Here is a 15,255-nt window from a genome sequence, read left to right as displayed (position 1 = left end):
TAGCTAATATTTCCAACATAGCATGGTGATTACCATACCTGTCGCCAAAGCTTGAACCAGTCGGAAAAAAAATAAGTTGAGCAATCATGGATGAGAGCAACGCTTCAGCATTGACCGATGATATTAATCCTTGCAATTCTTGCTCAGCTTCTTGTCATTCTTTTATAAGATGATCGAATGGGTTCAAAGATTTTACCTCTCGCTACTTTTTAAAATGGAGTTCAGATGTACAGAAAAATTTTGATTTAATAAATACACAATTACATAAAAGAAAACCAGCTTTCGCTGGTTTTCGTTTGCTTGATTAGTTGCTCTTAACTTAAGTTGAGCGCAATGAAAGACTCAATTGCATATTTTTAAATATTTTTCACTATACCTATCTTCAATAGCCTCTATTTGAGGTGGAGTAAAGTATTGCTGGTTTTTTCTCATGAAGCTTTTCAGGTTATTATACGCTTCACAGTAGCTATCCTGATCTTCATATGAGTCGATATGAGAAAGATGATTTAGTTGGCTATTTAGATGCTGGTTATAAAGGACCCATTTATTACCATTATTTGCATCAATAACTTTCTGAGAGTAGTGTAGCTGTAACTCCTGAAGCGCCTTACCTTTCTTTGCTCTTTGACCACTATCAAGTATTTTATATTGCAACCTAATACCATTTAAAAACTCTGAAAACCCCTCAAGTACACTCATATTATTTAGGAGAAAATTTTGCTCTGATAAATAAAGGCTCCAGTTATTATTTAAAGGATCTATCATAACTTTCCCCTCTGTCTTCTGACTAAGTAAAACAATATATAGCTCCATGGTTTGAAGTCGCAGATTCCAAATTTTATCAGCACAATTCTTTGTTGATGCTAAGTGATTTTCAAGCGAACCTAAATCACCCTGCTCAAAGGAATCTTCAATGTAGAAACTATCTAACAATTGCTCTGAACTTTCATATAGCGGCTGACACTTATCAAAAGAGTCAGTCGCACTAGCTAAATGTGCTATTAGAAATGGGAATAATATTAGCTTTAACATGTCACTATCCACCACAAACCTGCTTGTAAGCAGAATTACAAATATAGTTATCCGTTCTTATTGTTCGCCTTACGTAAGGGTGCCAATCCATAGCCTGCTGTAAGTTAAACTGTCCTGAAAGCTTAACGTAAGGTCCTATCGCTCCTGGAAACTGAACGGTTGCACTCCAGGTAGTCATATGAGATGCGGGGGCATACCCAAATGTTAAAACCCCAGGTGACAAAGCGATTATACTATCCGTTAAAACCCCTTGAAAAGTTTCGGAAAAGCCAACTGGTCCACCTAAGACTGTTACTTTTTGTGAATCATCAACAACAACGGTGACACCTTCGAGTAACTTCCCTCCTGCTGCACCATGAAAACCACCATCTTCATCAACCCCAATATTACCAACTAACTTACCTAATTTCTTTATTGCTTTATTTACTGCAACACCATATTCAGCTTCCATTTTATTCTCTTTAGCTAAACGAGTTTCAGCATTAAACATTTGAATAAAGGCCCCTGTAACTGCTCCGTTTGCAAATTTCCCACCAGATATTACAGATGCTGTACCACCAACAACCGCAGCAGCAGTGATTCGACCAGGTGCATAGCTTGCAGCGCCATCTCCTATCTGATTGATTTGTGGTTTTAGAGATGCAGTAAAGCCTGCGGCAAAGAAGCCATGACCAAATTTACCACCATTTAAGTCTGCTGCAACTCCACCAACTGCTGCATTTGCAATAATATTTTCGGGACTCCCAGCTTTCCCCCATGTTGCACTAGCTCCGATTTGTTGTAGCGCCGCACCTGAGAACGCTCCGACTAATGCGCCTCGTAAACTTCCTGTAGCTATACCTCCAGAAGCAAAACCGACCATCGCAGCATTTATCCATGACTTCATAGCAAATGCTTGCATTCCAGGTATAAACATCATTCCTATAGATGCAATTTGTCGCCAATATTTCTTAATCCCTTTAAAGAGTTTCTTAAAGAAATAGCCACTCGGATCGGTATAACTCAACGGGTTATTCAGCACATAGCTATAACGATTGTAATTCTGGCTATTCATCGGAGCCTGAATATGCGGATCAGCCTGCAAAAATCTACCCAAGGTTGGATCGTAGATCCGACCGTTCATATGGATAATACCTAGTCCATCCATCATATTATGACCAGTGTAACCTCGGTCGGTTGGCTGCATGTAACTAGCATTAGCGAAGACAGACGCCTGATGAATTTGTGTACGCTTTCCAAATGGGTCGAATAATGCCTGCTGTATCACCGTACCATTTTTGTTTGTTACTGTAGTAATAGATCCCTGATGATCTTTATGTAAATAGGAGTACTCCTTTGTGCCGTTACTTCGATGTGAAATTACAATATCTCCACCTACGTAGTACTTGTGTTCAGTTGAAGAGCCACTTCCACCAGTCCTTCTCACTTCTTCATAACTACCTAAGTAGATAGTTTGATATAAGTTTGTTTTTCCGGCTTCTACACGTTTCTCTTTTTTGAAATAAAGTTCACGGTCTACACCGTACTTCATATCTGCGTATAAACTACCTTTGGTGATTCTAGTAGGCTTATCGTACGAGCCGTAATTGAACGTGCGTCCAATTCCGTCACTGCGGATGTTGCCGTTATTGTCGTATGCAAACGAACCAAAACCAGCTGCTGAAGTGAGGCGATGAACACGTTTTGCATCACTGTATCTATAGCTACCAACACCATTTTTCTTTTTTAGATTACCGAAACCGTCATATTGATAATCAATACTATCGTCAAAACTTGAAGGCATGCTAGTGCCCCTATCAATTACACTCACTGAACGGTAGTCAAGACGGTTCAAGTCATCATAACTGTAATTTTCTGTAAAATTTGTGCCTACACCTGGATTGGCACCGTAATCAGTAGTTCGAGTTTTAATGTTACCCATTTCATCGTGTGTAACTCCTGAATAAAAAATCTCCGATGATGCGCGCATAACACGCGTACTTGTATGCCAACCGGTATCTCCTCGATATCCAAAGTATGAGCGAATATTGTTGCCATATAGGATTTCGACGGCTTGGCGGCGTCTGTTGAATTCTTTAACCTCTTTGAGCAAAGCTCCATTAGCATTATTTGTAATCTTGTAAAGAGCCCCAGACGATCTCGTGTAATGCATTTTTACTTGCAGTCGATTACCTTGACTGTCTGCTGGGAAGGTTTTTAAAGAAGGACGGCTATAACCATCAAAAGTAGTATTTTGATAATAAGTCTTTCCGCCTACATAACTGCGTGTTTCAGTAAGGCGCTCTGCACTGTCATATTTGTAGTACTTACGAATTGTTGCCGAAGAGGTTGGAGATGTACCGCAAGACTGGTTTTTACCATCATATTTTGCGGTCGCAAATAGTTTGCCTGCTTTATAAGCATTTCTGTTATCTGTATTGTTTGTTGCATAATACCAACAAAGTGTCCCTTCGTTCGCTTCGTAACTACGAACTTTCCTACCTAGTTTATCGTAATTGAGAGTGAAGGTGTGTCCGCGAGCAGTTTTCTGTTTATATAGCTCCCCGAAAGCATTATATGTATAGGTCCAAGTACCTTTATCAGGGTCGGTCGTCTTTGTTTTGCGGCCATATGAATCGTACCAGCTTTGAACTTTACTACTCTTCCCGTCGGCTTTAGTGATAGTTTCTTTCAGGCTGCCATACGCGTCGTAGACAAAATGCACCTCTCCGCCTAGTGGATCAATGGTTTTAGTTATCTGTCCAAACCCATTAGTGTATTTGAAATAGGAATTTCCACGTTCATCGACCGTAGTTTGCTCCAACCCATTGACGAAGTAGCTTACTGTTTCTCCGTTGGGCTTGGTTACCTGCTCAACCTGCCCCAACTTATTATACGAGTAAGTTGTGCGATAACTACTTGACGATGGTTCCGTAACATAATCTACTTGTCCTAGGTCATCGTAATAGGTGTAAACTTTGTCCCAGTCTTCTTCTGCGCTTCGTACAAACTTAGCAACTTCACGGCCCCACTTATCGTAATATGCCTTAACAGCAGGTTTGCCAGATTCTGTTTTTGACTCGTAATAATATGACCCAGAGACACAATTTAAACACCAGTTACGAGATATTAAGGTAATGCGGCTATCAGGATGGTCAATTTTGTAAGCTCTTCCAAAGTCATCGTAAAATGTCTTAGTTGGCCTTGAATTAACTGAGTATACCGTTGAGTTTTTAATTAGGCCTGTTGCAGAGTTTCCATACACACCGTTATATTGGTAGGTAACGTAGTTACCCATAGCGTCATGTTTACGATGAATAAAACGCCCATTACCTTGATATTCAGTTTTTGAAGTGCGAGTCTCCGAACTTCCTGTATCCGTTGAATACCCCGTAACTGAAACCTGGGTTTTATTACCGTAGGTGTCGTATGAGTAAGTGGTGGTTGTTTTGTATTTGTCGTTACTTGGTGAGACGATTGCCTGATGAAGATAATTGCTACTATTATACGTAAATTTACTGTTACGCGTAATTTTCCCTCCACCATTGAGCGTTTTTTCTACTTTTGTAGTTTCTAACCTACCCCAGCGCCTATCCTTATACGTGTTTACAGTATAAGTTTTCTGGCTGTTACCATATGTTCCGCTGAAATCGTTACTATCTTTGTCGTAGATTGTGACGCTAATATTATCTACGTTACCCCACGTGTCCTTTACGGTTCTAGTATTTGTCTGACTGACAAATTGTGTATCAAAGCCGTCATACACATATTTTTTTTCAAAAGAATCATAAACATATGCATGATAACCTCCCTGCGCAGTCTTCATTGCTTTCAGATTATTTTTAGCCCAAGACAGCACATTATTACCAATAAACTGTGCGGTGATCCGGGGAATTCCTGTCATGACAAAATTAGTATTGCCATGATATTGGTGATTATATGTTTCTGTGACGACTCCGCTCTGTTGGTCAGTGGTTCTAAGTACTTCAAAGCCTAAACTTCCACGACCTTTTCTATGAAGTAAAAGACCACCATACTGGTACTTCACCACGAGATCGTTGCTATTTGTAACATCGGTACGCACTTCAGATACCAGTTTTTGACCGTTTAAGGGTGAAAAGACATTGCTGTGCGTGTTATAGGAAGAGTTTTGGCGGAAATATAGCGCCGTATTTGTCATCGGCGAATATTTGATAGTTGTCTCAACACCAAATCCATTGGTGATCTTATTCACTGTATATTCGTTTTGATTCGCACGTATAGAGTAACGCCGCCAGTCACTCGATGAGCCAATGTATAAATCAAGATTTCCATCTCCATTTCCGTCCCCAAAACGTACTGAGTTTTTCCTGCCAAAACTCCTTGATCTCACATAAGAAAAATTTATTTTGCTAGATGATGTAGTTAAGCTACTTAAGTAAATACTCCATGAAGAGTCGTTTGTCGCGTAAAGCATATCAGCTTTGCCATCATAATTTACATCAACAAAGTGAGAGTAGTTTGCACTGTCACTATCGTAGTGCTGTGGCAGTACTTGTTCGGTGCCGAAAGTTTTTCCATTTGATAAACGATAACGCCATTTGCCGGCATAGGAATAAATAATATCCGTTAAACCATCACCGTTTAAGTCTGCGTAACGTATATCTTTGTAAGATGCGCTGAGCGTTTGTACTTTGCTGAAATAGGGATCATTCGCACCGTTAATTTTGGAGATAAATACCTGTCTATTTGACGTCGAATTCTCATGCCAGGTGCCCCTCAAATCTCCTTCACATTCTCGGCGAGTTTGAGCAAATAAGCGGTCGCCTCGCGAATTTGTACAGTAACCGTCAGTTGAAGTCACCTGTAAAATGACGTCTGATAAACCGTCGCCGTTGATGTCTATGGCACTTGCAGATTTTATTGTAGCGCGATACATCTGAGCATGTCCAAAAAGTGCATCGCCGCTCAACTCTGAACTAAAAGTGAAAAGATGATTATCAGTAAACGATTTGTTACCGGTGTTGAGATAAGCTCGAACTTCCTTTCCTTTCCGGTAAACAATATCCTCATACCCATCACCATTCACATCCATGACGGCCGCGCCCCCTTCGAACCCCCAAGCTCGCAAGTAAGCCCCAGAAGAGCTTTTGATATATCCTTTTTTCAAACTGCGGGTAACGCTATGCCCAGGGCATTTGTTTGTTCCTTCACATCGTGATGGTGCCGACCTATTATTTTCATAGTACACTATGTACCAGTTCTTATTTTCACCATCAGCTACTAATAGGTCGCGCACGCCATCGCCATTATAATCAATGTTCAGTGCATATTGTCGTTGTGAGCTACTATCACCTATATTGGTTAACGTGGTAGTGGAAGCAGATGTAGCTGACTTTAAGCGCCAGTAACCGCTTTTTACATACATAAGGTCAGACTTCCCATCACCAGTTATGTCGAAAACTTGAGCTTCATAGCGATTGTTTTCATCTCCAGTGATGTAAGAATATGAGTTAGTATAATCTACCGCTGTCGAACTATTTGGATGAGTCCAAGTAAAGGAAGTTGGCTTTAAACAGTCAGAAACAGAAGAAGATAATCTTGGACATTCTTGAACAGATGTAAGCATTCTTCGCTTACTTTCACTATAGGCCAGTTTGTATGCACGATATTCAACGTCATCAACTTTAGATACCACGCTACTTAATACCTTGCGACGCATTGAATAGCCTTTGAAGTTAAAGCCCGATGTGTAGAAGTTTTTATTTGTATAGTTGAAATTGATTGAAGCAAAAGGTGATAACCTTTGTCCTATATGGCCTGTATATTCCACCTTACTTATATATACAGAGCCATAATCTTTTAGATAAGAAAAGCGAATGTAGTTACCCTTGCGGTCTCTAATAGCTTTTAGCATCCATGTATTTGCTCTAGCGCTAGTGGCACCTGCTGCGGTAATAAAAGCATCAGTCCCAGGGGTAATACTGCCTACGGTCGAATCGTTTCGCGTATCGCCATAATAGAATAGCTCACCAGATTTTTTCCAAACTACAAACCAACGCGGCCCATTCTCTGTATCGCCCCCTAGAGCTTTGGCGTGACTAAAATCATCGTTTTCCAGGTAGTAGTTAGTGTTTGGCGCCCCGTAAGTACCACTTTTAACTTTCATCTTCTGACCATCAAGGCAGAACCGATCGTTTTTATTTATATTAACACCTTCTATTCTACCGTCTTGAGAAAGGTTTTTAGGACAGCGCGATATTGCAGACAAACCGCTAATATTCCAGCCAACTCCTAAGGGGCCTTCGATTAAGTTAGAAGACGAATAAGATAACTCTATCTGTGGCTTAACACCGGCTCGACCTGCGGGCGCCGCTATTGGTATAGAGAAAGTTGCGGCGCCACTTTCATCTACTCGAAAATTACCGGGCGTAAGACCAACTTTTTCTGCAAAGGTAAAAGTAGAAAATATAGTCAACAATATGGCCAAAAATGACTGTAAAACTTTCATAAAATCTTCCCTTTTTAGTTTTTAATCGAAGGATGTGATTAAATCAGTTGCACAGTCGATATATGGGAGTTCGACTATGAACGAATTATCTTCACTATAGAGGCTGTAGCTTGTGTCATAAATAACATCGTTTTCGTACATAACCTGAATCAAAAGATTTGCATAACGCTCACCTTTAAGGTCGTACTCAATAAATGCAGAGGTGGGGCCACTTATAGCACACTCTTCAGAGTCTTCATTATCTAAAATGGTTACAGAAAGTACTTCAGGAGCCAGGTTATCTGCGGCACAAATAAGCGGCAAAAAAAGTAGTAGGAATGGCAAAGCAGGTTTTATTTTCATAACTAACAAATCCATGTTTTCACTTTTGAAAAGAGGTCCTATACATGTCGTTCATCGACATAATATGCAGACTACCTCACCAAGTGATTAAAAATCAACCACTAGAAAATGAAATATCCAGTTTGGACTAAAGAAAAAGAAAGCCCAGGTGCACTTTTAATTTTGACGAAATAGCGGAGGTAGTAGCGATAGTTAGATGTCGTGGTTAGGTATTTTTACTTCTATGGCTAAGCTTTAAGGCAACGGTGATAAGCCCGTTTGCCATAGACAATGCAAGTTTATAAAGTGTAAATATTGATTCGTTATTCTTAGATTGAGGTACATCCTAATATTGAGCGAAAGAAATTATAGAAAGTATTTATATAAGCTGTTCTATCATTGGATAAAAATATATTTTTAAAGGCTATGATCTCAGTACTGCAATGTACATTTACAGTTGACAAACGTACTATCTTCCTTCTCTAGAGACTAAATTGTCACCTACTGCAACATAGTCGTTACTTTAGCTTTGTTTTCTTTTTCCCACTGCTTTGGCGATAAGCCATACATTCGCTTAAAATCTCGGCTAAATTGGGATGAGCTGATATACCCAACATCCATAGCAGCAACACTTACATTTGTACCTTCTGCTATGCGTTTTGCTGCGTGGTTCAACCGCATCGCTTTAACGAACTGAATAGGCGACATATTAGTGGCTTGCTTAAATTTACGATGAAATACGGCCCGACTCATGCCTACTTTGTTTGCCATATCGTCAATGGTAATACTTTCATTGACGTGAGAAGCCAAGTACTCGATAGCTCGCACAATACCGTTACCCACATAAAAGCTTCGGCGCACGGCCCCACCCGCCTCGCCTTTTAGAACAGCGTAATACACTTCGCGTAATCGATTACTTGCCAACATTGCAATATCTGTTGTTCTGTCAGTTAGCAAAAGTAAGCGATATAGGGCATCTTCAAAGTCAGCGCTCCACTGTGCTGAAGCAATACCAGAAACTGCACTTTCTGCTGACGACGTTTTTAAACTTCCTGACACACTTTCAAACTCAATTGCTAAGTCAGTCATCATCCTGCTGTTTAAAGAGATATAAACGCCAAGTAACGGATTAGCCTCTGAAGCGTCGGGAATTCCTGCCTCAACCGGCATAGACATAGTGCAACACGTATATTTACTTGAACTAAACGTGTGTTTTTCACCGTTTAAGATTGCCTCTTTCCCGCCATAAACAATGGCGGTAAGAGACGGTTCATACACCACGGGGGCGCAATCGATAGGTGCTGTTATTTTAAAAAGCTGAACACCTTCTATTCCGGTGTCGTAAAGCCCGCTTTGCGTCACCTTGTCCTCAATAAGTTGTTTAATTAATGATTTACTCATTTCTAAATTAACATCGTCCAGTCAATGTTGGCTTTTAGAAACTGTCGACTTTTCAATACTGCACAGCACAATAAGCCTAGTCAAAGTCAACTTTTCAAGTTTACTTAAATTAGCACCCAACCACCTCTTTAACAACAAAGTGATACAAATAGGCAACTTTTAAAGAGCATTTCGCCTACTTTCACAACTTCATAGTTACTATATTACAAATATAATTTTTTTAGTAATTAAAAGGTAAGCGAACATGGCCAACACTAATCAGTTTGGAAAAGACGGCTGGACACCAGCACAAATAGAAAACGCTGAAAGCAAAACGTTTTTAATAACCGGGGCGAATACAGGGGCAGGCTTTGAAGCGACGCGCATTTTGCTATCCAAAGGCGCCAAAGTAGTCATGTTGAACCGAAGCCCGAGCAAATCCCATGACGCTATTGCTAAGTTAAAACAAGAGTTTGGTGAAACCGCTAATGTCAGCTATATCCGTTTAGATCTTGGCAGCCTTGCTTCTGTGCGACAATCATCTAAAGAAATATTAGAACAAGTACTTGTTATCGACGCGCTAATTTGTAATGCCGCTATCGCACAAATTTCTACTCAACAACTTACCGAAGACGGCTTTGAAAGCCAACTGGGTGTTAACCACTACGGGCACTTTTTGCTTTGTGGACTGTTGTTTGATCGCATTAATGAATCGAAAGGGCGCATTGTAGTGGTTGCCAGTGAAGGTCACAAAATGGGTCTTAGAACCATGCAGTTTGACGACATGAACTGGGACAAAAATTACAACCCGAATAAGGTATACAGCCAAAGTAAGCTTGCTCAAATGATGTTTGCATACGAACTGCAAGACAAAGTAAAAGCACATAATAAACATGTGAATGTGTTTGTTTGTCACCCCGGTGCGTCGAATACTACCCTTATACGAGAAAGTGCTAGCTTCTTAACCCGTATCTCTTGGTCTTTTATGGTGAAAATTGGGCTAGCCCAGTCTGCAGAAAAAGGCGCTTACCCTGAAGTGATGTGTGCAACGGCAGAAAACCTCAAACAACGTGCCTACTACGGACCAACAGGGCTAATGAATTTTGGCGGTCCAGTTGGAGAATGCAAGCTAGAAGACTTTGCAGTAGATAAACAGGTATTGACGAAACTATGGGCGCTGTCAGAAGAGAAAACGGGCTTTTCTTGGCAATTTTGATTAACTGGTTTGGACGTATTGAGAGTGTAATGAAATGAAAAGCGCCCTTTTTTTATTAGGAATATTAGCAATGTCATCAACGTACGCGAACACGGTTTCCACACACAAAGTTATCGCCACAGGCAACATCGTTGGCGCTTTTACAGACGTAGAAGGTAACCGTTATAAAACTGTTAAGCTCGGTAAGCTTGAATGGTTTGCTGAAAACTTGCGCGCTACCCAGTTTCAAGATGGTAGCCCTGTTAATTCGGGGTTTATTCCAAAAGACGACGAGAAGAACCTACTTAAACACGGCAGGCTTTATCACTGGCAAGACGTAAGTGACGAGCGAAAGCTATGCCCTGCAGGGTGGCGAATAGCTACCGATGAAGATTGGCAAGATATGGAACGCGCTATTGGCATAGCTGAAAGTGAACTTTCCAAAGAAGGCTGGCGAGGCGAAAACGATATTGCTATCACCCTTAAAGCTGAAGAGCCAGACACACTATTCAAAAAGTTCGACCAAACTCGTGTTAACCAAAACCATTTTGGTGCTACTGCAGCAGGTGTAAAAGTAGGTAACTGGTATATAACTCAAGGGATGTATACTGAATTTTGGACCAGTACAAGCGCCACTGAAAAAGAGGCGTACGCCCGCACCCTCGCCTATTCTTGGTGGAACTCGCATAAAGGCGAAATTAGAAGAGCTAAGCTAAACAAGGACTATATGTTTAGCGTCCGTTGTGTGCGAGATATAAAGTAGCAACAAAAACTGTAGAAAGTTCGCGTTAGACTTTTAATACTAAGAGACTTTCTAATAGAGAGTCTCTTAGTTTATTAGTATAGGCATTACTAAGCATATTCTTCAGAAGCCGTCTCTTTAATCGAGCCCAATGGCAGCTGAACGACATGGGACTACAGTGTAAGCATAGCCAATCTCATCTTCCTGTGTTGGCACTATTTGTAAAATTTCGTAGTCGTTAAGCTCAATCACCCGCGTCCCTTCCGGATGAGCACAGCGGGAGCGAGAGTCTGCTTCAAACTCATAAATAAAACTAGCTAGCGCCTGGCGCTGTGTTTTTTTATAGCGAATACTTTTTTGCTTTGCATCGGTTAAAAGCGCGGTTAAATCTGCTTCTAACTCTGAAACCTCTTCTGTTTGCCCCTCGGTGGATTTCCGCTCACTATCTTCAGGCTGAGTTTTAATCTCATCTTCTATTGTTATTAGCGCATTGGCGCTTTCATTACTGAATTCAGAAAGTAGCCCCACCTGTCCTGCTAAAACCCCTAGCTGCAGTGCCACGCCAAGGGTCCACACAAACCTTGCTACAGCGGTGGATAATACATAACGGTAGCCGGGTTGATGCCATAGCCTTTGTACACCAAAGGGCTTTAGTAATAATAAGAAGAACACATAAACAAAGATAACTAGCATTCCGCCTACGAGCGCCATTAGCGTGGTGACGAAGAACCAGCTTGGCACCATAAGTATGAGCGCGAAATTGTGACTGTAGGGCAGCGCGACAGCAGAAACGCCGGTTATGCTATTCACTAGCCCACTAGCCGACGCTAATGCGAAATTCGCGATAATTGCGTATACAAATAAAATTATAGCTTTCCCTGGTAAGCTGTTCCACAGCACCATGAACCTAGGCCATGTCTCGCTGACAATGCCAGCCAGTGCTAGACCAAACATGATTGCTTCAAACAAGCCACTTTCGATATCGAAAAATAGTTGCAACAAGAGCATGGTCGTTGCCAAGAAATAGCAACGCTGAGCGAAGGTAATACTTACCCAAAAACGTAAAAAGCCAATACGCCTTTTTAGAAGTAAACGGTTTAACTGCTTCTTTACTTTTCCATACACGCTGCGAATTTCGTTTGCTGTTTCCATCACTTAGTCGTCAATTATTGTTGTTATACTTTTAAATAAGGCTAGCTATACTTCCCGACATGCTCGCAATAAGCTATGCTGTTGATGCTAAAAATCAACGGGTTATACCTCTAGGCTACTATTTATCTTACAACGAGCATACAAAAAGTGTCGTACAAAAGCATATGGCTGAATCAAATACGTTATCTATAGTTTGTGAGCAGTGCCATACTCAGGTACACATACCCGTTCTCGCGCATAGGCAACGGGCCGTATGTCCGGTATGCAACCACACGCTACTGTCTCATCGCAATGGAGCAAGCGAAAAGTTACTCGCTTACGCTTTCAGTGCTTTGATTTTTTTATTGCTCTCACTGCCCTTTAACTTCCTGACATTTAAAGCGAGCGGGCAAAAGCACAGTATCGACCTGCCAACGGGCATTACCGTGCTCATTGAAAATGATTACTTATCTCTTGCGATAATAACTAGTTTAGCCACGCTTTTGCTACCCGGAATGGTCCTCGCTGGACTGTTATTGCTTTCATTAGCGCAAATTCAAAACCGTCGCCCTTTTTACTTAGCTAGGCTGTATAAGTTGGTTAAAGCGCTTTTGCCTTGGAGCATGGCTGAAATATTTCTGGTGGGCACCTTGGTAAGTCTTATCAAGATTACAGAGTTAGCCGACGTATCTATAGGGCTGTCGTTTTATGCGTTTGTCGGCTTTTCAGCATTTACAGCCCTTTGTATTTATCAATTCGACACGACAAGTTATGCCTTATGGATGTCACAAGGTCAGCCCCCTCAACCCAAACCGCTATGCGAAAAACAAGCGCAAATTAGTATTCAGCACACGTGGGCATTATTGTTAACCGCTTGTATTTTATATATTCCTGCTAATGTACTGCCAATTATGTATACTGAATTCTTTGGCCAAGAAACACCCAATACCATTATTGGCGGTGTGATATCACTTTGGGAATCTGGCTCGTATCCGGTTGCGATAATCATCTTGGTTGCCAGTGTGGTTGTTCCGGTCGCGAAAATTTTAATTCTTGCTTGGCTTAATTTTTCCGTACAACGAGAGAAAACCACATCAAAACAATTACGTATACGTTATTACCGCGTCACCGAAGCAATAGGACGCTGGTCTATGATAGACGTTTTTGTTGTAGCAGTGTTGGTGTCTCTTATTCAAATGGGCAACACCATGTCTATTTACCCGGGCCAAGCGGCACTTGCCTTTTGTGCCGTAGTATTTGTAACAATGATAGCCGCGATGACGTTTGACTCTAGGCTTATTTGGCAGCAGTGGAAGCAATTACCATGACCACAAACGATCCGAACATTAACGAGGCAAAGGTAAAACCCACCTCATCCATTTCTCGCATTTGGATTATTCCGATCCTCGTTATCATTATTGGCGGATGGATGGTCTATTACCAATGGAAAAACCAAGGCCCACTTATAACGATAGAGATTCAGTCAGCTACAGGTATTGAAGTAAACAAAACCCCGATAAAAGTGCGCGACTTGGATATTGGTCAGGTCAAAAAAATAACCCTAAAGCCAGATCTAAACGGTGTACTGGTTACGGCAAGAATAGACGCTAGTGCAGCTCATTTGCTTAACGAGAACGCAAAGTTTTGGGTGGTAGCCCCTCGTATTAGCTTTTCAGAAGTATCTGGACTCAATACCCTATTATCTGGCAGCTATATAGCCATGTCGGCCGACGACAAAGGAAAAGAACAGCTACATTTCACTGCGCTTGAGCGCCCACCAGTAACGCCACCTGGTACCCCTGGCCTCCACGTCATGCTAAAAAGCGACGACGAATTTGCCTACAAACCTGGCGACCCCATCATTTACAAGGGCTTTAAAGTTGGTGAGTTTGAAGATGCCACGTTCAACATTGAAGAACGTGTAGTGTATTACGATGCCTTCATTGAAGCGCCCTATCACAAGCTAATTACTAACACGACCCGCTTTTGGGACGTCAGTGGCGTAAAGCTTCTACTTGAATCAAATGGGGTCAGTGTAGAAACCGGAAGCTTAGAAACCTTATTAGCCAATGGCATTACCTTTGGCATTCCTGAAGGCGTACCAAAGGGTGAACAAGTATTAGACAACGCCTTTTTCACTATTTATGGCGACAGTACATCTGCCTCAGATGCTCGTTATAAAGTGGCTGCGGAATATTTATTGCTCATCGACGAAAGTGTTAGAGGACTAACTGTCGGCGCTCCTGTCGAGTACCGTGGAATTGAAATTGGAAATGTTACCGCAATTAACTCCTTTCCTGCTATAGAGGGAAACATTCTTGAGCGGGACTATCCTATTCCTGTTCTCATTAACATCTACCCGGGTAAAGCTCGTCAACCCGATACTGAAGAAGGCTTGAGTGCCATTAAGCAGACCATTAGAAATTGGCTGCACCGAGATCTTAGGGCTTCTCTTCGCATGGGTAATATATTGACGGGCGGCCTTTACGTTGATTTACAGCATTTTCCTGATGTAGATGCCAAGAATGAAATTGCTATCATTAACGGATATGAGGTTATTCCTACCGTAAGTAACGAGTTTACCCAGCTAACGCAAAAAGCTGACGCTATCTTAGACAAAATTAATCAGCTACCGTTAAAGGAAATGGTAGAAAATGTACAGTTAGCTGTTGAGGATATGCGCCTTGCAGCTGAATCAGTAGAAACTGCGAGTGACGACTTCGACTTACTTATTGCTGACATTGATGCCAAAGCCCTCAACAGTAACCTTAACCAGGTTCTTGTGAGCCTAGATAGCCTATTGAAGAATTACAGTGAGGGAGGCTTCAATCAATCTGAAATTAAAGAAACCGTCGATGCCTTGCAAGAAACCATGCGCAATATTCAGCCGTTGCTATTGAAATTAAATCAATCTCCGAACAGTTTGATATTTTCCAAAGATGACGAGTCGGATATTCAGCCCAAGGCAAAAAATTGATGTGACTA

9 protein-coding genes are annotated in these 15,255 nt (G+C 41.4%); 4 read left to right on the top strand and 5 right to left on the bottom strand.

The window, feature by feature from the left end; genetic code table 11:
- Positions 1–342 precede the first annotated feature (342 nt).
- The 4 genes from ACXAER_RS15125 to ACXAER_RS15110 all read right to left on the bottom strand — a co-directional run bounded on the left by ACXAER_RS15125 (position 343) and on the right by ACXAER_RS15110 (position 9,223).
- Positions 343–1,032, bottom strand: a complete 690-nt coding sequence (locus tag ACXAER_RS15125; RefSeq protein ID WP_474830710.1) for a hypothetical protein — start codon at positions 1,030–1,032, stop codon at positions 343–345.
- Between the two features lie 4 nt (positions 1,033–1,036).
- Complete coding sequence (locus ACXAER_RS15120; RefSeq protein WP_474830708.1) at positions 1,037–7,501, bottom strand: FG-GAP-like repeat-containing protein; 6,465 nt, start codon at positions 7,499–7,501, stop codon at positions 1,037–1,039.
- Between the two features lie 21 nt (positions 7,502–7,522).
- The gene (locus tag ACXAER_RS15115) at positions 7,523–7,858 is read right to left on the bottom strand and encodes a hypothetical protein (protein WP_474830706.1); all 336 of its coding nucleotides are present in this window, start codon (positions 7,856–7,858) and stop codon (positions 7,523–7,525) included.
- A gap of 465 nt (positions 7,859–8,323) precedes the next feature.
- The gene (locus ACXAER_RS15110; RefSeq protein ID WP_474830704.1) at positions 8,324–9,223 is read right to left on the bottom strand and encodes an AraC family transcriptional regulator; all 900 of its coding nucleotides are present in this window, start codon (positions 9,221–9,223) and stop codon (positions 8,324–8,326) included.
- Between the two features lie 244 nt (positions 9,224–9,467).
- On the opposite strand from ACXAER_RS15110, the gene ACXAER_RS15105 reads away from it, so the two are divergent.
- Together ACXAER_RS15105 and ACXAER_RS15100 are read left to right on the top strand one after the other, a co-directional pair.
- Positions 9,468–10,418, top strand: coding sequence for an SDR family oxidoreductase (locus ACXAER_RS15105; protein ID WP_474830702.1), 951 nt, complete (start codon positions 9,468–9,470; stop codon positions 10,416–10,418).
- A gap of 70 nt (positions 10,419–10,488) precedes the next feature.
- The gene (locus tag ACXAER_RS15100; RefSeq protein WP_474830700.1) at positions 10,489–11,160 is read left to right on the top strand and encodes a fibrobacter succinogenes major paralogous domain-containing protein; all 672 of its coding nucleotides are present in this window, start codon (positions 10,489–10,491) and stop codon (positions 11,158–11,160) included.
- 117 nt (positions 11,161–11,277) lie between these two features.
- Here ACXAER_RS15100 and ACXAER_RS15095 read toward each other — a convergent pair whose 3' ends face one another.
- Positions 11,278–12,291 (bottom strand): hypothetical protein, encoded by a 1,014-nt coding sequence (locus ACXAER_RS15095; protein ID WP_474830698.1) that lies wholly within the window; start codon positions 12,289–12,291, stop codon positions 11,278–11,280.
- Positions 12,292–12,455: 164 nt separating this feature from the next.
- On the opposite strand from ACXAER_RS15095, the gene ACXAER_RS15090 reads away from it, so the two are divergent.
- Both ACXAER_RS15090 and pqiB read left to right on the top strand, forming a co-directional pair.
- Entirely contained in the window at positions 12,456–13,598 is a 1,143-nt protein-coding gene (locus ACXAER_RS15090) for a paraquat-inducible protein A (protein ID WP_474830696.1), read from the top strand.
- Positions 13,595–15,247: an intermembrane transport protein PqiB gene (pqiB, locus tag ACXAER_RS15085; protein WP_474830694.1), complete on the top strand. Its 1,653-nt coding sequence runs from the start codon at positions 13,595–13,597 to the stop codon at positions 15,245–15,247. Before ACXAER_RS15090 ends, pqiB begins: the two co-directional genes overlap by 4 nt.
- Positions 15,248–15,255: the final 8 nt, after the last annotated feature.

This window comes from Alteromonas sp. AWJ4_199 (genome assembly GCF_056159165.1).
Note: the sequence above shows the minus strand (reverse complement) of the source record. Positions and strands in the feature narration are given on the sequence as shown.

Excerpts from the sequence above, each read along its gene's own strand:
- ACXAER_RS15125 (WP_474830710.1), bottom strand. The coding sequence starts at position 1,032 with ATGTTAAAGCTAATATTATTCCCATTTCTAATAGCACATTTAGCTAGT.
- ACXAER_RS15120 (WP_474830708.1), bottom strand. The coding sequence starts at position 7,501 with ATGAAAGTTTTACAGTCATTTTTGGCCATATTGTTGACTATATTTTCT.
- ACXAER_RS15115 (WP_474830706.1), bottom strand. The coding sequence starts at position 7,858 with ATGGATTTGTTAGTTATGAAAATAAAACCTGCTTTGCCATTCCTACTA.
- ACXAER_RS15110 (WP_474830704.1), bottom strand. The coding sequence starts at position 9,223 with ATGAGTAAATCATTAATTAAACAACTTATTGAGGACAAGGTGACGCAA.
- ACXAER_RS15105 (WP_474830702.1), top strand. The coding sequence starts at position 9,468 with ATGGCCAACACTAATCAGTTTGGAAAAGACGGCTGGACACCAGCACAA.
- ACXAER_RS15100 (WP_474830700.1), top strand. The coding sequence starts at position 10,489 with ATGTCATCAACGTACGCGAACACGGTTTCCACACACAAAGTTATCGCC.
- ACXAER_RS15095 (WP_474830698.1), bottom strand. The coding sequence starts at position 12,291 with ATGGAAACAGCAAACGAAATTCGCAGCGTGTATGGAAAAGTAAAGAAG.
- ACXAER_RS15090 (WP_474830696.1), top strand. The coding sequence starts at position 12,456 with ATGGCTGAATCAAATACGTTATCTATAGTTTGTGAGCAGTGCCATACT.
- pqiB (WP_474830694.1), top strand. The coding sequence starts at position 13,595 with ATGACCACAAACGATCCGAACATTAACGAGGCAAAGGTAAAACCCACC.